Here is a 21,818-nt window from a genome sequence, read left to right as displayed (position 1 = left end):
TTCCCCATGTGAGAGTAGGTCATCGTCAAGATTAAATTCCGAAACCCCAATTGCGAAAGCAGTTGGGGTTTTGTTTTGTCCGCAGGAAAGTTCTTACAGCACTCACAGACGCCTTCCGGCTGTCACGGCCCGCCGACAGTGCTAAGGTTCTGCCCTGGCTTTTGTACTTTTCCAAGGAAGCTTTTATGCCGGACGCTCAGTCCCTCAACGCTGCATTCATGGTGGTTCAGAGCAACAGCCTGGACGAACTGCGCAGCCTGGTGGTCAGCATTATGCGGCGCTATCCGCTGGCTCCCTTGGAAAATGAAATCGCCCTGGTACAGAGCAATGGCATCGCTCAATGGCTCAAGCTCGCCCTTGCCGAAGATCCTGAAGAGGATGATCTGGGCGGCTGCGGTATTGCTGCGGCAATTGATGTGCAACTGCCGGGCAGTTTCATGTGGCAGCTTTACCGGATGGTGTTGGGACGAGATGAAATCCCGGCCAAGTCATTGCTCGACAAGGCTCCGTTGACCTGGCGTTTGATGCGCCTGCTGCCTCAGCTCATAGACCGTCCGCATTTCGAGCCACTCCAACGCTTCCTCACTCATGACAGCGATCTGCGCAAGCGTTATCAGTTGTCCGAGCGACTGGCGGACCTCTTCGACCAATATCAGGTTTATCGGGCCGACTGGCTCGAAGATTGGGCCGAAGGGCGTCATCAGCTACGCAACGTCAGGGGTGAAATAAAGCCTCTCGCTCCCACCAATTGCTGGCAGGCAGAATTATGGCGTGCCCTGCTGGAAGATGTCGGTGCTCAAGGCATGGCTCAAAGCCGCGCTGGGGTTCATCAACGTTTTATCGAGCGCATCAGTCAACTTGAAAAAGCGCCTGTGGGAATACCATCACGAGTGATCGTTTTCGGGATTTCTTCCTTGCCTGCGCAGGTGCTGGAAGCCTTGGCCGGACTCGCGCGTTTCAGCCAGGTTCTGCTATGTGTCCACAACCCTTGTCGCCATCATTGGGCCGATATCGTCGCTGACAAGGACCTGCTGAGGCATCAATACAAGCGTCAGACCAGAAAGCACGGAATGCCTACGGTGCTGGATCCTGACACGCTGCATCAGCACGCTCACCCGCTGCTCGCAGCCTGGGGCAAGCAAGGCCGTGACTACATCAATCTGCTCGACAGTTACGATGATCCCAACAGTTACCGCGCGGCATTTCGCGACGGTCGTATTGATCTGTTCAGCGAGATGCAGCCGCAGAACATGCTGAACCAACTGCAGGACGACATTCTGGAGTTGCGCCCGTTGAGTGAGACTCGGGAGTACTGGCCTGCTGTCGATCTGGCCCACGACGAATCGATCCGTTTTCACATTGCCCACAGTGCGCAACGCGAAGTCGAAATTCTCCACGACCAGCTCCTGGCGCGCTTCAGCGCCAATCCTGAATTGCGCCCTCGCGACGTGATTGTGATGGTGCCTGACATCGATAGTTACGCACCGCATATCCGCGCCGTATTCGGTCAGCTCGATCGACACGACCCTCGCTTCATACCGTTTACCTTGGCGGATCAGGGCCAGCGCGGTCGTGATCCGTTATTGATCGCTGTCGAGCATCTGCTCAAGTTGCCGGACAGTCGCTTCCCGGTCAGCGAAATCCTCGACCTGCTCGATGTTCCTGCCTTGCGTGCCCGCTTCGGTGTCGAAGAAAGAGATTTGCCGACCCTACACCGTTGGATCGAGGGCGCCGGTGTTCGCTGGGGAATGAATGCCGAGCAGCGTGCGGGGCTTGGGTTACCGGAAGAACTGGAACAAAACAGTTGGCGTTTCGGCCTGCGCCGGATGCTGCTCGGTTATGCCGTGGGCAGCTCCAGTGCCTGCGCGGGTATCGAACCCTATGATGAAATCGGCGGTCTTGATGCTGCACTGATCGGTCCGCTCGTCGCGTTGCTGGACACACTGGAGCTGTCTCATCAGCAATTGCTTCAGCCGGCGAAACCTCAGGAATGGGGCGACCGTCTGCAAGCGTTGCTGCAACTGTTCTTCAAGGCAGGCAACGAGCACGACGACTACTTGCTGACGCAACTCGAGGAGCTGCGCGAAACATGGCTGGAAACCTGCGATTCCGTCGGACTGCAGGAGGCGTTGCCGCTCACCGTTGTTCGTGAAGCCTGGTTGGCCGGGCTGGATCAGGGCCGCCTGTCCCAGCGCTTCCTGGCCGGCGCGGTAAACTTCTGCACCTTGATGCCGATGCGTGCCATCCCTTTCAAACTGGTCTGCCTGCTGGGAATGAACGACGGGGATTACCCACGGGCGCAGCCTCCGCTGGATTTTGACCTGATGGGCAGTGACTACCGTCCCGGCGACCGCTCACGGCGCGAGGATGATCGCTATCTATTGCTCGAGGCGCTTCTGTCGGCGCGCAATCAGCTCTACATCAGTTGGGTTGGCCGCAGCATCCGTGACAACAGCGAGCGGCCAGCGTCGGTGCTGATCGGCCAGTTGCGTGATCATTTGGCCAGCGGTTGGACACTGGTCAATGGCACTGGTGATTTGTTGGAGGCCATGACCGAAGAGCATCCGCTACAACCCTTCAGCGCCCGGTATTTCCATGAAGGCGAGCACTTGTTCAGTTATGCCAGCGAATGGCAGGTGTTGCATCAGCAGCATGAGGCACTGGCTGAAACCGGGCTGCTTGAACCCCACGTTCAGGAGGAACCTCTGAGCCTGGCGCTGTTGCAGGACTTTTTGCGTAATCCGGTCCGGCATTTCTTTACTCAGCGGCTCAAGGTGTATTTCGAGTCCGCCGAAGCCCCGTTACCTGACGAAGAGCCTTTTGTTCTGGATGCATTGCAGCGCTACACGCTCAGCGATCGGTTGCTCGAGGCCGCTCTGGTGCAGCCGGACAATATCGATCAGGCGCTGAGCGATCAGGCCCAACGTCTGCAGGCCAGCGGATTGTTGCCCATGGCCGGATTCGGTGAGTGCCTGCAGCGTGAGTTGATCGAACCGCTGCCGGATTTGCTGCAACGTTATCAACAGCTGCTGACGCTATGGCCAACGCCGATGACCAGTGCGATTCCGGTCAACATCGAATCTCAGGGGTTGAGTCTGGAAGGCTGGCTTGGCGGTCTGCATCGGCGCGCTGACGGCGGGATGCTTTCGGCTTCGACGATTCCCAACAGCATTGGCTCGATAAAAAGCCGTAAATGGCATCGGCTGATCAAACCGTGGGTCAGCCATCTGGTGGCCTGCGCCAGTGGCCTGTCCTTGAACACCGCTCTGGTGGCCAGCGATGACACGCTGCTGCTTGAACCCATGGAACAGGAAAGAGCGTCGCGTCTGCTCGGAGAGCTGCTGCTCGCTTGGCAAACGGGCATGCGCCAGCCACTGCCCGTCGCGGTCAAGACGGCTTTCGCCTGGCTGTCCCAGACTGACCCGCTCAAAGCCGAAGCCTCTGCCCGTAAAGCCTATGAGGGTGATGGCCAGACCAGCGAGGGTGAGCGGCGCGAGAGCCCGGCATTGACACGGCAGTTCGTCGATTACGATGCCTTGTTGGCGGACGAGACGTTCTCCGGTTGGTGCGAGACCTTGTACCGCCCAATGCTCGAAGCACCCTGGCGCTCCTTGGCCGGCGAGGGAACCCACTCATGAGTGACAAGACCCCTCTTGCCCTGGCATTCCCGCTCAGAGGAAGCCAGTTGATCGAAGCCAGCGCCGGCACGGGCAAGACCTTCACCATTTCCGCGCTCTATCTGCGTCTGATTCTGGGACACGGAGGCGAGTCGAGCGGTTTCAGCCATGAGCTGCTGCCGCCGCAGATTCTCGTCGTGACATTCACCGATGCGGCGACCAAAGAGCTGCGCGAGCGTATCCGCACCCGCCTGGCCGAAGCCGCACGGTTTTTCCGTGACGAAACCCCGGCACCCGATGCGCTGATAGCCCGGTTGCGTGAACAGTTCGAACCGCAGCAGTGGCCAGGTTGTGCCAATCGTCTGGACATTGCCGCGCAATGGATGGACGAGGCCGCCGTATCGACGATTCACAGTTGGTGCCAGCGGATGCTGCGTGAGCATGCCTTCGACAGCGGCAGTCTGTTCACCCAGTCCCTGGAAACCGATCACAGCGATCTGCTGGGCGAAGTATTGCGCGATTACTGGCGATTGTTCTGCTATCCGATGCAGGGAGATGCGCTGAACTGGGTTCGCAGTAACTGGGGCGGTCCGGCAGCCCTGTTGCCCCGGGTGCGCGGTCTGTTCGCCAGTGAGCGAGACAATGAGGAAGCCAGGACCCCAGCCGAGCTGATCGATGAATGCCTGCAAGAGCGTCGAGCCGCGTTGGTCGAGTTGAAAATGCCCTGGCGCCAATGGGCCGATGAACTGCTCGCCATCTGTCACCAGGGTGTCGCGAACAAAGCGGTCGATGGACGCAAGATGCAGGCGCGCTACTTCGAACCCTGGTTTGACAAGCTCAAGACCTGGGCTGAAGACGAAGCGCTGGAACAACTCGATATAGGCACCGGATTCACCCGGCTGACGCCCGAGGGCATGGCTGAAGCGTGGAAAGGGCCGGCACCGGATCACCCGGGGCTGGATGCGATGGCCGGACTCAAGTCTCGTCTCGACGCGTTGCCTACACCTGATGCAGCGGTGCTGCAGCACGCAGCCAAATGGGTCGGCACCCGATTTGAGGAAGAGAAACGTCGTCGCGCCGAAATGAGCTTCGATGACATGCTGCTGCGTCTGGATGCCGCGTTGCAGGCCGAGGGAGGCGAGCGCCTCGCCACGCTGATTCGCGAGCAGTTTCCGGTCGCCCTGATTGACGAGTTCCAGGATACCGACCCGGTGCAGTACCGGATTTTCGAGAGCATCTATCGGATCGAGGACAACAACCCCGATACCGGGCTGTTCCTGATCGGCGATCCCAAGCAGGCGATCTACGCCTTTCGTGGCGCGGACATCTACACCTACCTGCGCGCCCGCCAGGCCACGACCGGTCGCCTGCACACCCTGGGCACCAACTTCCGTTCCAGCCACGGCATGGTGCGAGCCGTGAACCATGTGTTCGAGCGCGCCGAACTTCGCGAGCAGGGGCGCGGTGCGTTTCTGTTCAGGGAGCAAAACGGCGATAACCCGGTGCCATTCCTGCCGGTAGACGCGCAGGGGCGCAAGGAACAGTTCCAGATCGCCGGGCAGGGTGTGCCTGCGTTGAATATCTGGCATTTGCCTGCCGAACAGCCGTTGTCCGGGGCGGTTTACCGCCAGCAACTGGCGGCTGCTTGCGCCAGCGAAATCGCGGTGATGCTCAATGGCGGGCAATCCGGTCGTGTGGGTTTTGTGCAGGAGGACAAGGATTGGCGAGGCGTGCGTCCGGCCGACATCGCGATCTTGGTACGTGATGGCAAGGAGGCGCAGGCCGTGCGCGGCGAACTTGCTGCCCGTGGGGTGCGCAGTGTTTACCTGTCGGACAAGGATTCAGTCTTCGCCGCTCAGGAGGCCCATGATCTGCTCACCTGGTTGAAGGCTTGCGCCGAGCCTGATGTCGAGCGCTCGCTGAAGGCCGCCCTGGCTTGCGTCACGCTGAACCTGCCGCTGATCGAGCTGGAGCGTTTGAATCAGGATGAGTTGGTCTGGGAAAACCGGGTCATGCAGTTCCGCGCTTATCGGGAGCTTTGGCGCAAGCAGGGTGTGCTGCCGATGTTGCGGCGCCTGCTGCATGATTTCCATCTGCCACGCGCGCTTTTGCTGCGCAGCGATGGCGAACGGGTCCTGACCAACCTGCTGCATCTGTCGGAACTGCTGCAACAGGCCGCCTCCGAACTCGACGGTGAGCAGGCCCTGATCCGCTATCTCGCCGAACATCTGGCGTTGTCCGGCCAGGCCGGTGAAGATCAGATCCTGCGTCTGGAAAGTGACGAGCAATTGGTCAAGGTCGTGACCATCCACAAGTCCAAGGGGCTTGAGTATCCGCTGGTGTTCCTGCCGTTCATTTGTTCGGCGAAACCGGTGGACGGGAGTCGCTTGCCTCTGCACTACCATGACGCTTCGGGCAAGGCTCAGGTGAGTCTGAAGCCGACTGCCGAGCTGATTGCCCAGGCTGATGACGAGCGTCTGGCGGAAGACCTGCGCTTGCTTTATGTGGCCCTGACCCGCGCACAGCATGCTTGCTGGCTGGGGGTGACGGATCTCAAGCGCGGCAACAACAATAGTTCCGTGCTGCATCTTTCGGCATTGGGTTATCTGTTGGGCGGCGGCGCGTTATTGCGCGAGTCCGGCGAACTGAATGTCTGGCTGCGGGATCTGCAACAAGATTGTTCCGCGATCAGTGTCGGTGAGATGCCACCGGCCACTGACAAGCATTACCAACCATTGCGTGACGAAACGCTGTTGCGCGCAACGCTGCTGCCCAAGCGCCGGGCCAGTGAGAACTGGTGGATCGCCTCCTACAGCGCCTTGCGCATCAGCGATGTCTTAAGTATCGGTAGCGATGAGGCACCCGACAGCCCGCAAGCACAGAAACTGTTCGATGATGAACGCCTTGATCCTGAGGCTGTACGCGAGATCATCCCCGGCGGCGCCGACATCCATCGATTCCCTCGCGGCCCGAATCCGGGAACGTTTCTCCATGGTCTGCTGGAGTGGGCGGGTGAAGAAGGTTTCGCCGTTTCCCGAGAGGCGCTGGAAGACGCCGTGGCTCGACGCTGCAACCGCCGGGGCTGGCAAGGCTGGATCACCACGCTGAGTGACTGGCTGCAACAGCTGCTCGAACTCCCGCTGCCCGCCGGTGCCGGGCAACCACCGGTAGTGCTCGGGCAGTTGAAGCAGTATCAGGTGGAGATGGAGTTCTGGTTCGCCAGCCATAAGGTCGATGTTCTGAAGCTCGACGAACTGGTGCGCCAGCACACTCATAATGGCCAAGCCCGAGTGGGGGCCGAACCGGTACAGCTCAATGGCATGTTCAAAGGTTTTATCGACCTGACCTTCGAGCATGAGGGCCGCTACTACGTCGCCGATTACAAATCCAACTGGCTGGGTGTCGATGACCTCGCCTATACCGAACAGGCCATGGAGCAGTCGATTCTCGACAACCGTTATGACCTTCAATACGTGCTTTACCTCCTGGCATTGCATCGCCAGCTGAAAGCGCGGCTCGTCGATTACGATTACGACCGGCATGTCGGCGGCGCGCTTTATCTGTTTCTGCGCGGCACCCGGGCGGCCAGCGGCGGAGTCTATTTCGCCCGTCCTCCGCGAGAGCTGATCGAACGCCTCGACCGGATGTTCCAGGGCAAACCGGAACCGAAGGCCGAACCCGCCTGGGAACAGGGAGTATTGCTATGAGCCGCACGTTCGCCGATTTGCTGCCGACGCCGTTGGCGGCCGACAGTCTGGCAAACCTGATGCCCCTGACCCGTGCCAATGACTTGCTGTTGTTGCTCACCCGCTGGGTCGAGCGCGGCTGGTTGCGATCTCTCGACAAGGCGTTTGTGGCGTTCATTCATGAACTCGCGCCTGATGCGGATCCGCTGGTGCTGCTGGCAGCTGCGTTGACCAGTCATCAACTTGGCCATGGTCACGTGTGCCTGGATCTGTTCGAAACCCTCAAGGCGCCGGATTTTGCCCTGTCGTTGCCGCCAGAGGGGGATCCGCAAGGTGGAGCGTTGTTGCTGCCATCGCAATTGCTCGAAACCCTCGACGGTGCTCACTGGTGCAAAGTGTTGGCCGGCAGCACGCTGGTGGCATTGGCGGCGGATACCGGCGAGTCGGCGCGGCAACGACCGTTGGTGCTGTCCGGAAAGCGTCTTTATCTGCGGCGTTACTGGGCTTACGAACGGCGCATCGACGGCGCGTTGCGCCTGCGTCTGGCCCAGCACGAAGCCACTCCGGACGATCTGGCACAACGGCTGGACGGTTTGTTCGGCCCGGCCCGAAGTGCAGGCCCTGTGGATTGGCAGAAACTTGCCTGTGCCCTCGCCACTCGAGGTGCGTTCAGTATCGTCACTGGTGGTCCCGGCACCGGCAAGACCACCACGGTCGTACGTCTGCTGGCGCTGCTCCAGGCGCCGGCGGTCGAGGCCGGTCAACCGCTGCGGATTCGACTTGCCGCTCCGACGGGCAAAGCGGCGGCGCGACTGACCGAGTCCATCAGTCAGCAGGTGCAATCGCTCACTGTCCCCGAATCGGTGCGGGAAAAGATTCCCTGTGACGTCACCACGGTACACCGATTGCTCGGCAGTCGTCCGGGGACCCGGCACTTCCGCCATCACGCCGGTAATCGACTGCCGCTGGACGTACTGGTGATCGACGAAGCGTCGATGATCGACCTCGAGATGATGGCCAATCTGCTCGACGCCTTGCCGCCGCACGCCCGCCTGGTGCTGCTGGGGGACAAGGATCAGCTCGCCTCGGTGGAGGCCGGAGCGGTGCTGGGGGATCTGTGCCGTGACGCCGAGGCGGGTTGGTACAGCCCGCAGACGCGACAATGGCTGGAGTCGGTGAGCGGCGAGTCGTTGCAGGAAAGCGGTTTGCGTGAGGACACAGGTGGTGTGCATCCGCTGGCCCAGCAAGTGGTGATGTTGCGGCACTCGCGGCGTTTCGGTGAAGGCAGCGGGATCGGGCAACTCGCCCGTCGGGTCAATCAGCAACTGCCGGATGACGCACGCCAGTTGCTGGAGGCGCGCAGCCATGACGACGTGTTTTCGTTGCCGCTCAAGGGGGAACATGATTGGTCGCTCGAGCATCTGTTGCTTGACGGGCATGGCGAAGGCCCGCACGGCTACCGGCATTATCTGACGGTGTTGCACGATCAGCGCCCGGCGCTGGGGACGTCGTTCGACGATGCGGTTTGGGTCGACTGGGCACGCGCGGTTTTGCGCGCATTCGATACCTTTCAACTGCTGTGCGCGGTGCGTAAGGGGCCATGGGGTGTCGAGGGTCTGAACCAGCGCATTACCAGTGCGTTGCTCAAGGCGCGGCTGATCGACAACGACCAGCAATGGTATGAGGGGCGGCCGGTGCTGATGACGCGCAACGACTACGGCCTGGGCCTGATGAACGGTGATATCGGCATTGCGCTCAAATTGCCCGAGCGTGATGGTCCGGATGCCGGCAAGCCGCTGCTGCGTGTCGCGTTCCCGCGTAACGATGGGCGGGGCGGGGTGCGCTTCGTACTGCCGAGCCGGCTCAATGATGTCGAAACTGTCTATGCCATGACGGTACACAAGTCCCAGGGTTCCGAGTTTGCCCACACCGCGCTGATCCTGCCGGACGCCTTGAATCCGGTGCTGACCAAGGAGTTGATCTACACCGGCATCACCCGGGCCAAGGACTGGTTCACCCTGATCGAGCCACGTCGGGGCATTTTCGAAGAAGCGGTACAGCGTAAGGTCAAGCGCCTGAGTGGGTTGATGCTGGAACTGGAGGAGGGTGCCGAGGCTCAGGGGTGAAAACTTCCCATGGGCAATGGCGATAACTGACCAGCCGGTCAGGGGTCGCTGTATCGCTGGCGTTTCGGTGCTGTGCTATCGTTGCGGCATCATTTCGTTACGATCCAAGAGAATCCCTGCATGAAGGTGGCTGTCTGGGCGACAGAGCGCGTCGTTGGCTGCAAGCAGATGCTGCTGGGCGGTCTGCTCTGTTTGTTGTCGGGAGTGGTCGTCGCTCAAGCACAAACGCCAGTGGGCATGGCCGAGCAACGGGCCAGATCGGTCACCCAGGTCGTCCTCGGCATTCTCAGTTATGCGCGCTGGCCGGTGGAACCCGCGCAATTGCGCCTGTGCATCGTCGGTCCTACCGAATACACCGACGATCTGGTCAAGGGCACGACCCAGGCCACCGGCCGGCCGGTCATCGTGCGCCGTCTGCTGGCCGACAACCCGACCATCGTCAGCGAGTGCGACGCGGTGTACATCGGCAAACTCACCGCCGACGAGCGCAGCCGCTTGTTCGCCTCATTGATCGGCCATCCGGTGTTGAGCATCAGCGAGGGCGGTGATCAATGCACCGTCGGTAGTCTGTTCTGCCTGCGGGTTGGCGATGAACAGGTATCGTTCGAGGTCAATCTCGACTCCGTTGCCCGCAGTGGTGTTCGTATTCATCCCAGCGTGTTGCAGTTGTCGCGCCGCAAGCCGGCGGCACCATGAGACTGTTCAAATCGGGCGCTCGCCCGACGCTGGGTTCGGTGATCGGCCGAGGGCATTTGATCGTTGCGCTGGTGGCGGTGGCCATGGCGAGTGTTTCGCTGACGCTGCTCGGTGTGCTGGCCCTGCGGGTCTACGCCGACCACAACTTGCAGTTGATCGCGCGTTCGATCAGCTACACCGTGGAGGCCGCCGTGGTCTTCAACGACAAGGCCGCTGCCACCGAGGCGCTGGCGTTGATCGCGTCAACCGAAGAAGTGGCCGACGCCCAGGTGCTGGACAGCCAGGGCCAGTCGCTCGCACGCTGGCGGCGACCGGAAAACGGCTTTATCTCCGAACTGGAAATGCAGATCGCCCGGACCATTCTGGAAAAGCCGGTGAGCCTGCCGATCCTCCATCAGGATCGGGAGATCGGCCAGGTTCTGCTGACCGGCCATGGCGGCAGCCTGATGCGGTTTCTGCTCAGCGGTCTGGCCGGGATTGTTTTGTGTACCGCTATCAGTGCCTGGGTCGCGCTGTATCTGGCGCGCCGTCAATTGCGCGGGATCACCGGCCCGTTGCGCAGCCTCGCCACTGTCGCCCACGCCGCCCGCAGCGAGCGCGCCCTTGATCGTCGGGTGCCGCCGGCGCGGATCGCCGAGCTGGACAATCTCGGCAGCGACTTCAATGCCTTGCTCGACGAGCTCGAATCCTGGCAAACCCATCTGCAAAGCGAAAACGAAACCCTCGCGCACCAGGCCAGCCACGACAGCCTGACCGGGTTGCCCAACCGCGCCTTTTTCGAGGGCCGGTTGATCCGAGCGCTGCGCAACGCCAACAAGCTCAACGAGCGGGTGGCGGTGCTGTTTCTCGACAGCGACCGCTTCAAAGGCATCAACGATAACTTCGGCCATGCCGCTGGCGATGCCGTGCTCGTGGCTGTTGCCAACCGGGTGCGGGCGCAGTTGCGCGAAGAGGATCTGGTTGCGCGTCTGGGCGGTGACGAGTTTGCGGTACTGCTGACACCGCTGCACAAGGTCGAAGACGCCGAGCGCATCGCCGACAAGATTCTCGCCAGCATGGACACCCCGATTGCGCTGCCGGGGGACGCCAGTGTCGTGACCTCGCTCAGTATCGGCATCGCGGTTTATCCCGATCATGGCAATACTCCCGGCGCCCTGCTCAATGCCGCCGATGCGGCGATGTACCAGGCCAAGCGCCTGTCGCGCGGCGCCCAATTCACCGCCGGGTCGGAGTACCCGGTCGCCCACGTTCAAACCAGGAGCTGAATCCCGTGTTCTCACTAGCAACTCGCCTGTTTACCACCGTTCTGCTGATGACCCTGCTGGCCCTGACCGGATGCCAGACCGCCCCGCAAAAAGGCCTGACCCCGGCGCAGATCGCCGTGCTGAAGCAGCAAGGTTTCGAGCTGACCGATGAAGGCTGGGAATTTGGCCTGTCGGGCAAAGTACTGTTTGGCAGCGATATCGAAAGCCTGAACCGGCAAAGCACGGAAATCGTCGAGCAGATCGGCAAGGCCTTGCTGGGTGTCGGCATCGAGCGCGTAAGGGTCGACGGTCATACCGACGCCTCGGGCAAGGAAAGCTACAACCAGCAGCTGTCCCTGCGCCGGGCGAAAAGCGTCAGCAAGGTGCTGACCACGGTGGGCATGAAGCAAGAGAACATTCAACTGCAAGGCCTGGGCAGCAGCGAACCGGTGGCCCCCAATGACACGGCGGCCGGCCGCACCGAAAACCGCCGGGTGTCGATTGTGGTCAGCGCCGACTAATCGGCGAACCGCATCACGCGGGTCTGCCCCATCAGCAGACCCTGATTGCGCTCGGTCACCTCCCTGATGTAATCCCACAACAGGGTGATCCGCTTCAACTTGCGCAGATCCTCCCGGCAGTACATCCAGAATTGCCGGGTAATGTCGATTTCCTCAGGCAGCACCGGCAACAGGCGTGGGTCCTGCGCGGCGAGGAAGCACGGCAATATCGCCAGCGATCGCCCTTGCTGTGCCGCCACGAACTGCGCGATCACGCTGGTGCTGCGCAGGTTAGCGCTGGCGCCGGGCAACACGTTCGCCAGATACAGCAGCTCCGAGCTGAACGCCAGGTCATCCACGTAACTGATGAATTGATGCTTGCCCAGGTCGGCGGGGCGGCGGATGGGTGGGTGTTGGTCCAGGTATTCCTGGGTTGCGTACAGCTGCAAGCGGTAGTCGCAGAGTTTGCAGCACACGTACGGGCCGTGTTCAGGGCGCTCCAGGGCGATGACGATGTCGGCCTCGCGTTTGGACAGGCTGATGAAGTGCGGCAGCGGCAGGATGTCCACCGAGATCGCCGGGTAGGCGTCGACGAAGTGGCTCAGTTGCGGGGTGATGAAGAAGCTGCCGAAGCCTTCGGTGCAGCCCATTCGAACATGCCCGGACAGGGCGACCCCGGAGCCGGAGACTTGCTCGCAGGCCATGTGCAATGTGCTTTCGATCGACTCGGCGTAGCTCAGCAGGCGTTGGCCTTCGGCGGTCAGTACGAAGCCGCTGGTGCGGGACTTTTCGAACAGCAAGGTGCCCAGCGCCGCTTCCAGCGAACTGATCCGGCGCGACACGGTGGTGTAGTCCACTGCCAGGCGCTTGGCCGCCGTGCTGGCCTTGCGGGTGCGGGCGACTTCAAGGAAGAACTTGAGGTCGTCCCAGTTCAGCGACCCCAATGAGGTGATGTTTTTTTGCATGATGGACGGGCTTATATGTGCGTTCTTATTAGAAGTTTGCACATCTATACTCCAAAAACAGTCCGACAACCAATTCGCGACACACGCCTCATCTCAAGGCGAATCTTTCGCCTTGGCTCCCAAGATAAAAACAAGTTTTGGAGACCAGCATGAACGCATCGCTTACGCCCAACGAAACCACGGTCCAGAAGGTCAAGCTGCTGATCGACGGCGAGTGGGTCGAATCGCAGACCACCGAGTGGCACGACATCGTCAACCCGGCGACCCAGCAAGTGCTGGCCAGGGTTCCGTTCGCCACCGCCGCTGAAGTCGATGCCGCCGTCAGCGCCGCACAGCGCGCGTTCCAGACCTGGAAACTGACCCCGATCGGCGCACGCATGCGCATCATGCTCAAGCTGCAAGCACTGATCCGTGAACATTCCAAGCGCATCGCCGTGGTGTTGAGCGCCGAGCAGGGCAAGACCATTGCCGACGCCGAAGGCGATATTTTCCGTGGCCTGGAAGTGGTCGAACACGCATGTTCCATCGGCACTCTGCAAATGGGCGAGTTCGCCGAGAACGTCGCTGGTGGCGTCGATACCTACACCCTGCGCCAGCCGATCGGCGTCTGCGCCGGCATCACCCCGTTCAATTTCCCGGCGATGATTCCGCTGTGGATGTTCCCGATGGCGATCGCCTGCGGCAACACCTTCGTGCTCAAGCCGTCCGAACAGGATCCGCTGTCGACCATGCTGCTGGTCGAACTGGCGATCGAGGCGGGCATCCCGGCTGGCGTGCTCAACGTGGTACACGGTGGCAAGGACGTGGTCGATGGCCTGTGTACGCACCAGGACATCAAGGCGATTTCGTTCGTCGGTTCGACGGCGGTCGGCACCCATGTGTATGACCTGGCCGGCAAGCACGGCAAACGCGTGCAATCGATGATGGGGGCGAAGAACCACGCCGTGGTGTTGCCTGACGCCAATCGCGAGCAAGCGCTGAATGCGCTGGTCGGCGCCGGTTTCGGTGCGGCCGGGCAGCGTTGCATGGCGACCTCGGTGGTGGTGCTGGTGGGCGCGGCCAAACAGTGGCTGCCGGATCTGAAAGCGCTGGCGCAGAAGCTCAAGGTCAACGCCGGTAGCGAGCCGGGCACCGATGTCGGTCCGGTGATTTCGAAAAAGGCCAAGGCACGGATTCTCGACCTGATCGAAAGCGGCATCAAGGAAGGCGCCAAACTGGAACTGGACGGTCGCGACATCAGCGTGCCGGGCTACGAAAAAGGCAACTTCGTCGGCCCGACCCTGTTCTCCGGGGTGACCACCGACATGCAGATCTACACCCAGGAAATCTTCGGCCCGGTGCTGGTAGTGCTGGAAGTCGACACCCTCGATCAGGCCATTGCGCTGGTCAACGCCAACCCGTTCGGCAACGGCACGGGACTGTTCACCCAGAGCGGTGCGGCGGCACGCAAATTCCAGGCTGAAATCGACGTCGGCCAGGTCGGCATCAACATCCCGATTCCGGTGCCGGTGCCGTTCTTCAGCTTCACCGGTTCCCGAGGTTCGAAGCTCGGCGACCTCGGCCCGTACGGCAAGCAGGTGGTGCAGTTCTACACCCAGACCAAAACCGTGACGGCGCGCTGGTTCGATGACGACAGCGTGAACGACGGCCCGAACACCACCATCAACCTGCGCTGAGGAACCGGACATGAAAATCGCATTTATCGGACTCGGCAACATGGGCGCGCCGATGGCGCGCAACCTGATCAAGGCCGGTCATTCGTTGAATCTGGTAGACCTGAACACAACCGTTCTGGCGGAACTGGAGCAATTGGGCGGCACCATCCGCGCATCGGCCCGCGAGGCGTCCGAGGACGCGGAACTGGTCATCACCATGCTCCCGGCCGCTGTGCATGTGCGCAGTGTCTGGCTCGGTGAAGACGGCGTGCTGGCCGGTATTCGCAAGGGCGTACCGGCGGTGGATTGCAGCACCATCGATCCGCAGACCGCCCGCGACGTCGCGGCGGCCGCCGCCAAACAGGGCGTGGCGATGGCCGATGCGCCGGTGTCCGGTGGCACCGGCGGCGCCACGGCCGGGACGCTGACGTTCATGGTCGGCGCCACGCCGGAGCTGTTCGCGACCCTGCAACCGGTGCTGGCGCAGATGGGCCGCAACATCGTCCATTGCGGCGAAGTCGGCACCGGGCAGATCGCCAAGATCTGCAACAACCTGCTGCTGGCGATCTCGATGGTCGGGGTCAGTGAAGCCATGGCGCTCGGCGATGCGCTGGGGATCGATACCGGCGTGCTGGCCGGCATCATCAACAGTTCGACCGGGCGTTGCTGGAGTTCGGAAATGTACAACCCGTGGCCGGGCATCGTCGAAACGGCGCCAGCCTCGCGGGGCTACACCGGTGGCTTTGGTGCCGAGCTGATGCTCAAGGATCTGGGGCTGGCAACCGAAGCGGCGCGTCAGGCGCACCAACCGGTGGTGCTCGGTGCGGTGGCGCAGCAGTTGTATCAGGCGATGAGCCAGCGCGGCGACGGGGGCAAGGACTTCTCGGCGATCATCAACAGCTATCGCAAGCCGCAGTAATCGCGCAAGCCTGTGGCTCGCCACAGGCTGAACATCGAATGCAGCAGTGTTGCCGGGAATCACGTCGGGTGATCTCCCGGCTTTTTTGCATCAGGCGAAGACGAAATACTTGCGCACGGTCTCGACCACTTCCCACGTGCCTTTCATTCCCGGCTCGACCACGAAGATGTCGCCGGCCCGCAGATGGATCGGTGCCATGCCGTCCGGGGTGATGATGCAATAGCCTTCCTGGAAGTGGCAGTACTCCCATTTCACGTAGTCCACGCGCCACTTGCCCGGTGTGCAGATCCAGGTGCCCATGATCTTGCTGCCGTCCTCGCTGGTGTAGGCGTTGAGGTTGACGGTGTGCGGGTCGCCTTCAAGTTTTTCCCATTTGCAGGCGTCGAGTACCGGCAGCGGGTGGGTGTCACGCAGAACGGTGATGGGGGCGGTCATGTGCAGGCTCCTGACAGGGTCAAAAAACAGAAGATGCACCGTATAGCCCCGTACGGGCGGTCAGTTGTCTGTGCTCGACATGCAGTTATCCATAAACGCTGCGGCGGCCTGAAGCGAACGAGTGACTGAACCTTCCTGCAAAATCAATTAACGGGAGTATTGATCTGCAACAAAGGTTATGAAGTTATAACTATTTTACTTGTCCGGTATTCGCTCTTTTTACGTCTGTGGTGCCATCACTAAGTTGCTCTCGGCGATTAATCAAGCCAATTACGCGCGCGCCCACCGTACCCCGCCTTTGTTAAGTAAATATGTCGTCTGATTAGAATGTTTGCACCATTCGGGGGCAGCATTTCCGGGCGTCTGCACGGCCGTCTCAGGTTTTTAAAAAACCTTGAATAGTTCGTTGACTCTCCCCTTAAGGTCAGAGTTTAGATTTCCGCCGCGTGAGAAGTAACCGTAGGAAAAGTTACTTATCAAATGCCGATTTTTGAATCAGTCACGACATATAGGGAGATAGAAATGAATAATCCATTGGACTTGGAACATGTCATCGCCAGCACCCGCGAAATCCTGGCGCAACTGTTGGTGGTGAGTGCTGATGAAATCGATGAGCACAGCAGTATCGTCGAGGATCTGGGCGCCGACTCGCTGGACATCGTCGACCTGAGCTTCCAGTTGGGTCGCCAGTATGGCTGCACGTTGCCCAAGACCAGCGTGCTGGATCACGCCGTCGCGGTCTGCGGCGACGCGGGCGAGTTTCTCGCCAACGGCCGCATCACTGACAGCGGCAAGGCCCTGCTTGAGCAAAGCCTGAGCGCCTATACCCCGGAGCAACTGCAGGCCGGCATGCAACCGGCGCAAGTGTTCGCCGCCACCACCGTGCGCAACTGGGCCAACCAGTGCCGCAATCTCTTCAACTACCTGCCGGCAAACTGCCCGGATTGCGGCGCTCACCAGGCGGTGCTCAATGACCGCCAGCAAGTGGTGTGCGGTGCTTGCAGCGCACGTCTGGTGCCGGCCGATGGCGATGAGGTTTCCCGTCAACTGGTCGAGCAGTTTGTCGCCACTCACGTCCAAGAGACGGTGTAGGAGTACTTCTCATGCGGGCACGAGAAGTCTATGTGAGCGGGTTTGGCCTGGTCGCCCCCATGGCGCTGGACGCCGCCACGTTGTTCGAACGCATTTGCCGCAAGCAGTCCTGTGTACGCGAACATCCACGGTTCAAGGCGCTGGGCTTCACCAACAGCGCGGCCGGGTTCATTGACGATGCGCAGTGGCAGCAGATCGGTGCGGGGTTCGGCGGCAATCCGGCGCTGCACCCACGGCAAAGTGTGTTGGCTGAATACGTCGCCCGGCAGGCTCTGGAGCATGCCGGCCTGACGCCGAGCGATTTTGCCCACAGCCGCAGCGGTCTGTTTCTGGGGGCGAACAAATACTGTGCCGACAGTCACGATCTGCATCGGGTCAGCCGCTGCATGGACGACACCGGGCGCGTGAACCTGGATCGTCTGCTGGATACCCCGGCGGCATCGAGTGCGACGTTTGTGCGCCGGGTCGACCAGCAGACCCAGTACCTGGCCGATCGCCTCGGCATCCGCGATCACATTTCGACCCACTCCGATGCCTGCGCCGCCGGCACCATGGCAATCGGCAGTGCGTTCCGGGCGATCGAGCGGGGCGAGATCGATCTGGCGCTCTGCGGCGCTGTCGAGCTGATGGCCAACGAGCTGCCCTACTACATGTTCAACAGCCTCGGGGCGCTGTGCCAGGCCGATCTGCCGGTGAGTGAACAGAGTCGCCCCTTCATGCCCGATCGCAGCGGTTTTGTGATCAGCGAGGGTTCGGCCATGGTCGTTCTCGAGTCCGCCGAACATGCCCGCCGTCGCAAGGCCGCGCCACTGGGGCGCGTGTTGGGTTACGCCAATGTCTGCGAAGCCCAGAAGATGACCTCCAGCAGCCGGGATGGCAGCAAATACGAGGAATGCATGGAAGCTGCAATTGAAGATGCCGGGCTGTTGCGCAGCGCCGTGCAGCATGTGAACACCCACGGGACCTCCACTCAGGCCAACGACAGTTGCGAGGCGCTGGCGCTGCAACGGTTGTTTGGCGAGTGCCAGGACGTCATGACGTTCACCGCCAACAAGTCGGCCATCGGTCATTCCCTGGCGGGCAGCGGGGCGATCGAGGCAGTGCTGTCGCTGATGAGCCTGCGCGACGGCGTGCTGTTGCCGACCCTGAATTACGACCACGAGCGTGCCGAATACCCGTCGCTGAAGTTTCTCAGCGAACCGATGCGCCAGTCGATCAATGTGGTGATGTCCAACTCGTTCGGTTTCGGCGGCGTCAACAGCTCGCTGATTCTGGGGAGGGCCTGAGATGAACAGAGCCATCTACATCAATGACGCGGCGATCCTGAACGCTGCCGGGAGTGAATGCGCGGATTTGCTCGGCACGCCACCGAGCGCCCAGCCGCTGGTATTCGACGCTCGCCGCCAGGCTTTCGCGCTGCCGACCCCGCGCCTGCCCGGCGACCTGTTCGACCGCAAGATCCAGCGCAGTGTCGAGCCGCAGGGCCTGCGTCTGCTGCATTGCGCAGCACGCCTGGCGCCGACATTGGCGGCGTTGGATCTGCCACCGGCGCGGATTGCGCTGACGGCGGCGATTCCCGAGGTCGACGCGCCAAGCCCTTGCTGGGACGCGGTGCAAGCGATCATCGAGCAGCCGCACAAACAACTCGCCCAACTGCTGGCCAATACGCCGCCGTTGCATGCGCTGACCCTGCTCAACAGCAGCGTGATGGCCTACGTGGCCGAAGCGCTGAACTGCCACGGGCCGATGGGCGGATTCTGCTCCCAGGACAACGCCGGGCTCGACGCCTTGATCGAAGCCTGCCAGCAGATTGGCGAGCAAAACGCCGAGGCTGCGCTGGTGGTCAGCAGCAGCCCGAACCTGACCCCGGCGCTGTATTTGCGTGAGCCGGGTCTGGCGAGCGAGCCGGTGTTCGGTGAGGGCGCCGCCGCGTTGCTGCTGAGTTCGACACCTTCGCAGGACGCCACGCAGGCCTTGCGCGTCGCCGGGTTTGCCCGGGGTTACAGCGCCGATCCGCAACGGGCCGAAGCGGTCGGCCGACGGGTGATCGACCAGGCGCTGGGCCGGGAAAAACTGTGCCTGGGCGACGTCGGACGAATCGTCGGCAATCCCGATGATCCGCAATTGAACGAGCTGTTTGCTGCGTCGAGCCAAGCGCTCGGCAGCACCCGCGCCATGACCGGTGAACTGGGCGCCAGCGGCCTGTTGACCGAGGTCGCGCTGAGTTTGCATCACGCTCGTCAATCAGCGGCGACGCCCGGCTACACGCTGCTCGTCAGCCACACCCGCGCCGGTCACTGGGGGGCGTTGCTGTTGGCCAGTGAAACCATGGAGAAGCACGCATGAGCGAGACACGGATTGTGATCACCGGGTTGGGTGCCGTCACCGGATTCGGTTTCGAATGGCAGACCCTCTGGGAAAAAATGCTCGGCGCCGAACACTGCGTACGCCCATGGCAACCGGACGATGTGCCGGACGGGGCATTCGCGGTGCGCTACGCGGCGCCCGTGGACATGAGCCTGTTGCCGGAAAAACTGCAGGGCCATCCGGCGTGGACGATACCGCTGGAAAAACGCAGCCGCTTTGGCTGGGTGGCCGCCACCCAGGCCGTTGCCGACAGCGGCCTCGCTCTGGAGCAACTGCGTGGTGCGGCGGTGCTGTGTGCCTCCGGCGCGCCGCAACACATGCTCGCCGACATGCTGTTGACCGAGGCGCCGGATGGCAGCGCGCCGGGCTGGCAGCACCTGATGCCACGCTGCGCTGATGTCAGCGCCGAGGGTTCGCTGTGTCAGAGCAATGATCGTCTGGCCCGAGTGATCGCCGACGACCTGGGCTGCGAAGGGCCGGTGGTCAACATCAGCAGTGCCTGCGCCGGTGCCTCTCAGGCCATCGGCAATGCGTTCCAGATGATCCGTCGCGGCGAAGTGGATGTCGCGCTCGCCGGTGGCGCCGATTCGGTGCTCAACCTCGACACGATGGCCGCTCTGTACCTGCTCGGTGCGGCTTCCGGAGAACAGCGCTGGGGCGCCGATCTGTGTCGCCCGTTCGACCGCGATCGCAGCGGCCTGATTGCCGGCGAGGGCGGTGGTTTCGTGGTGCTGGAAAGTCTCGAACACGCCTTGGCCCGGGGCGCGACGCCCTATGCCGAAGTGCTGGGTTTCGGCAGCAGTCTGGATGCCTACAAAGTCACCGCGCCGCAACCGCAAGGGCGGGGCGCGGCACTGGCGATGCAGGCGGCGTTGGACGATGCCGGACTGCGTGCGCAACAGATCGATCTGATCAACGCCCATGGCACCTCTACGCCGCTCAACGATGTCGCCGAAACCCTGGCGATCAAGCAGGTGTTTGCCGAACACAAGCACTACCGGGCGCTGGCAGTCAGTGCCAACAAATCACAGTTCGGTCATCTGATCGCCGCAGCCGGGGCGCCGGAATGCATCGTCACCGCGCTGGCCTGCCTCAACGATCTGGTCACGCCAACGGTGAACCTGCACGACGCCGATGAGCAGTGCGACCTGGATTATTGCGCCGGTGAGGCGGTCAGCCGCCGGGTGGATTACGCCCTCAGCAACTCCTTCGGTTTCGGTGGCCTCAACACGTCGCTGGCCCTGGGCAAATATCGGGAGCACGGACAATGACGGCCATTGCGCGTATTGCCATCGCCGGCAGCGGTTGTGTGTTGCCCAGCGGTTGGGGCGTCGAGCGTTTCTGGTCGGCGGCCCGTGAAGGACGCAGCGCGATCATGCCGCTGCAATCGTCGCTGTTTCACAGCGAGCGTGTTGCCGCGTTCGGTCATGTTCACGACGAAGACCATCAACGCAGCCGCAAGGACGTTGCGCAAAACCTTCAGCGTTACTGCCCGCCGGCGGTGATCTGGGGTGTCAGCTCGGTGCGTCAGGCGCTGGCCGAGGCCGGGCTTGAGCCGGGCAATGACGGGCTGCGCTACGGCCTCTATTGCTGCCAGGGCGGCTACACCCACCCGTCGCTGACGTCCTACGGCGAACTGCTGCATGAATGCCAGACGCCGACCGGCGCCGACATGCGACGCCTCGCGCAAAAGGTCTTGCAGGAGCGCGCGCTCGATCCCTTCCTGGTGCTCAAGAGCCTGAGCAACGGTTTGCTCGGCATCGTCAGCCTCGCCTTGAAACTGGAGTGCGAGTGCAACGCCTACATGCAAGGCGTGGCCGGCAACCTGGCGGCGTTGCGCGAAGCCTGCGCGGCGCTGCAAAGCGGCCGTATCGATGCGGCGATCGTGGTCGGCGCCGGCAGTGAGCTCGATCCGCTGGCGCTGGCCGCACTGGCCGAGGCCGGCGTGATCGGCACTGACGGTTCGCAGAGTCTGCGCGGATTCGATCTTCAGGGTCGCGGCGGAATTGCCGGCGAAGGGGCGGCGGCGCTGATTCTGCGGCGTGCCGACGACTTGCCGGAAGGGCCGCAGACCTGCCTCTCGGGCCTGTTCGCCCACTCGCGCGTGGACTCGCTGAACCTGCCGGACAAACAAGTGGATCTGCTGATCGGCAGCGCCAGCGGCGACCCGCACAAGGATGCCGATCTGGCCCGCACGCTGGCCCGCACCGGCGCCGCGCACATCACCAGCAGCACGCCGCTGACCGGCATTCTCAGCGGCGCGCCGAGCCTGGTCGATCTGATCCTCGCTCGCCAGACCCTGCACGCGCAAAGCATTGCCCCGGTCATCGGACTGGAGCAGCCGGTGAATCCGCACCTGCCGTTTGTGATGGGCGAACCGCGTGACGCGGTGCTGCACGATTGCCTGGTGATCAACCGCGACGACAACGGCTTCAGCGCCTGTTACCAACTGGATTTTCACGCGGCCGACTGACCGTCTGACGCAACCAAGCGTTTCTGAATTTTTTACTCAAGGG

15 protein-coding genes are annotated in these 21,818 nt (G+C 62.0%); 13 read left to right on the top strand and 2 right to left on the bottom strand.

Translation table 11 applies throughout. From position 1 onward, the window contains the following. Nucleotides 1–185 precede the first annotated feature (185 nt). The 6 genes from recC (at nt 186) to N8H74_RS16510 (ending at nt 11,890) form a co-directional block, all read left to right on the top strand. Entirely contained in the window at nt 186–3,638 is a 3,453-nt protein-coding gene (gene recC, locus N8H74_RS16535) for an exodeoxyribonuclease V subunit gamma (RefSeq protein WP_262148853.1), read from the top strand. Continuing rightward, the gene (gene recB, locus N8H74_RS16530) at nt 3,635–7,324 is read left to right on the top strand and encodes an exodeoxyribonuclease V subunit beta (protein WP_262148840.1); all 3,690 of its coding nucleotides are present in this window, start codon (nt 3,635–3,637) and stop codon (nt 7,322–7,324) included. Before recC ends, recB begins: the two co-directional genes overlap by 4 nt. Then, a complete protein-coding gene (gene recD, locus N8H74_RS16525) occupies nt 7,321–9,429 on the top strand; it encodes an exodeoxyribonuclease V subunit alpha (RefSeq protein ID WP_262148838.1) in 2,109 nt (702 codons plus the stop codon). The genes recB and recD overlap by 4 nt, the downstream gene beginning before the upstream one ends. A 120-nt stretch (nt 9,430–9,549) precedes the next feature. Then, nucleotides 9,550–10,125, top strand: a complete 576-nt coding sequence (locus tag N8H74_RS16520; protein ID WP_217831109.1) for a YfiR family protein — start codon at nt 9,550–9,552, stop codon at nt 10,123–10,125. Then, a complete protein-coding gene (locus tag N8H74_RS16515) occupies nt 10,122–11,390 on the top strand; it encodes a diguanylate cyclase (protein ID WP_217831108.1) in 1,269 nt (422 codons plus the stop codon). The genes N8H74_RS16520 and N8H74_RS16515 overlap by 4 nt, the downstream gene beginning before the upstream one ends. A gap of 5 nt (nt 11,391–11,395) precedes the next feature. Beyond that, the gene (locus N8H74_RS16510; protein WP_262148835.1) at nt 11,396–11,890 is read left to right on the top strand and encodes an OmpA family protein; all 495 of its coding nucleotides are present in this window, start codon (nt 11,396–11,398) and stop codon (nt 11,888–11,890) included. On the opposite strand, the gene N8H74_RS16505 is transcribed toward N8H74_RS16510, so the two are convergent. Continuing rightward, nucleotides 11,887–12,834 (bottom strand): LysR family transcriptional regulator, encoded by a 948-nt coding sequence (locus N8H74_RS16505; RefSeq protein ID WP_262148833.1) that lies wholly within the window; start codon nt 12,832–12,834, stop codon nt 11,887–11,889. The two genes, N8H74_RS16510 and N8H74_RS16505, sit on opposite strands and share 4 nt — an antisense overlap. A 149-nt stretch (nt 12,835–12,983) precedes the next feature. On the opposite strand from N8H74_RS16505, the gene N8H74_RS16500 reads away from it, so the two are divergent. Then, complete coding sequence (locus tag N8H74_RS16500) at nt 12,984–14,510, top strand: CoA-acylating methylmalonate-semialdehyde dehydrogenase (protein WP_217831105.1); 1,527 nt, start codon at nt 12,984–12,986, stop codon at nt 14,508–14,510. Between the two features lie 10 nt (nt 14,511–14,520). Continuing rightward, nucleotides 14,521–15,408: a 3-hydroxyisobutyrate dehydrogenase gene (mmsB, locus tag N8H74_RS16495; protein ID WP_217831104.1), complete on the top strand. Its 888-nt coding sequence runs from the start codon at nt 14,521–14,523 to the stop codon at nt 15,406–15,408. A 90-nt stretch (nt 15,409–15,498) separates the two neighbouring features. Here mmsB and N8H74_RS16490 read toward each other — a convergent pair whose 3' ends face one another. Further along, a complete protein-coding gene (locus N8H74_RS16490) occupies nt 15,499–15,843 on the bottom strand; it encodes a cupin domain-containing protein (RefSeq protein WP_003197542.1) in 345 nt (114 codons plus the stop codon). A 522-nt stretch (nt 15,844–16,365) separates the two neighbouring features. Between N8H74_RS16490 and N8H74_RS16485 the strand changes: the two genes are divergently transcribed. The 5 genes from N8H74_RS16485 to N8H74_RS16465 are packed head-to-tail and all read left to right on the top strand — an operon-like array spanning nt 16,366 to nt 21,775. After that, the gene (locus N8H74_RS16485) at nt 16,366–16,935 is read left to right on the top strand and encodes an acyl carrier protein (protein WP_217831103.1); all 570 of its coding nucleotides are present in this window, start codon (nt 16,366–16,368) and stop codon (nt 16,933–16,935) included. A gap of 11 nt (nt 16,936–16,946) precedes the next feature. Continuing rightward, the gene (locus N8H74_RS16480) at nt 16,947–18,221 is read left to right on the top strand and encodes a beta-ketoacyl-[acyl-carrier-protein] synthase family protein (protein WP_262148830.1); all 1,275 of its coding nucleotides are present in this window, start codon (nt 16,947–16,949) and stop codon (nt 18,219–18,221) included. 1 nt (nt 18,222) lies between these two features. Continuing rightward, a complete protein-coding gene (locus tag N8H74_RS16475; RefSeq protein ID WP_262148829.1) occupies nt 18,223–19,281 on the top strand; it encodes a beta-ketoacyl synthase in 1,059 nt (352 codons plus the stop codon). After that, entirely contained in the window at nt 19,278–20,573 is a 1,296-nt protein-coding gene (locus N8H74_RS16470; RefSeq protein ID WP_262148827.1) for a beta-ketoacyl-[acyl-carrier-protein] synthase family protein, read from the top strand. The genes N8H74_RS16475 and N8H74_RS16470 overlap by 4 nt, the downstream gene beginning before the upstream one ends. Continuing rightward, nucleotides 20,570–21,775, top strand: a complete 1,206-nt coding sequence (locus N8H74_RS16465; protein WP_262148825.1) for a beta-ketoacyl synthase N-terminal-like domain-containing protein — start codon at nt 20,570–20,572, stop codon at nt 21,773–21,775. The genes N8H74_RS16470 and N8H74_RS16465 overlap by 4 nt, the downstream gene beginning before the upstream one ends. Nucleotides 21,776–21,818: the final 43 nt, after the last annotated feature.

The organism is Pseudomonas sp. B2M1-30 (assembly GCF_025447575.1).
GTDB lineage: Bacteria > Pseudomonadota > Gammaproteobacteria > Pseudomonadales > Pseudomonadaceae > Aquipseudomonas > Aquipseudomonas botevensis.
The sequence above is the reverse complement of the archived record's forward strand: the minus strand, read 5'-3'. Positions and strand labels throughout refer to the sequence as shown.

Bases quoted from the DNA above. Each gene is read 5' to 3' on its own strand.
- mmsB (WP_217831104.1), top strand. From the start codon at position 14,521: ATGAAAATCGCATTTATCGGACTCGGCAACATGGGCGCGCCGATGGCG.
- N8H74_RS16480 (WP_262148830.1), top strand. From the start codon at position 16,947: ATGCGGGCACGAGAAGTCTATGTGAGCGGGTTTGGCCTGGTCGCCCCC.
- N8H74_RS16505 (WP_262148833.1), bottom strand. From the start codon at position 12,834: ATGCAAAAAAACATCACCTCATTGGGGTCGCTGAACTGGGACGACCTC.
- N8H74_RS16470 (WP_262148827.1), top strand. From the start codon at position 19,278: ATGAGCGAGACACGGATTGTGATCACCGGGTTGGGTGCCGTCACCGGA.
- N8H74_RS16465 (WP_262148825.1), top strand. From the start codon at position 20,570: ATGACGGCCATTGCGCGTATTGCCATCGCCGGCAGCGGTTGTGTGTTG.
- N8H74_RS16520 (WP_217831109.1), top strand. From the start codon at position 9,550: ATGAAGGTGGCTGTCTGGGCGACAGAGCGCGTCGTTGGCTGCAAGCAG.
- N8H74_RS16490 (WP_003197542.1), bottom strand. From the start codon at position 15,843: ATGACCGCCCCCATCACCGTTCTGCGTGACACCCACCCGCTGCCGGTA.
- N8H74_RS16485 (WP_217831103.1), top strand. From the start codon at position 16,366: ATGAATAATCCATTGGACTTGGAACATGTCATCGCCAGCACCCGCGAA.
- recC (WP_262148853.1), top strand. From the start codon at position 186: ATGCCGGACGCTCAGTCCCTCAACGCTGCATTCATGGTGGTTCAGAGC.
- recD (WP_262148838.1), top strand. From the start codon at position 7,321: ATGAGCCGCACGTTCGCCGATTTGCTGCCGACGCCGTTGGCGGCCGAC.
- N8H74_RS16500 (WP_217831105.1), top strand. From the start codon at position 12,984: ATGAACGCATCGCTTACGCCCAACGAAACCACGGTCCAGAAGGTCAAG.
- N8H74_RS16515 (WP_217831108.1), top strand. From the start codon at position 10,122: ATGAGACTGTTCAAATCGGGCGCTCGCCCGACGCTGGGTTCGGTGATC.
- N8H74_RS16475 (WP_262148829.1), top strand. From the start codon at position 18,223: ATGAACAGAGCCATCTACATCAATGACGCGGCGATCCTGAACGCTGCC.
- recB (WP_262148840.1), top strand. From the start codon at position 3,635: ATGAGTGACAAGACCCCTCTTGCCCTGGCATTCCCGCTCAGAGGAAGC.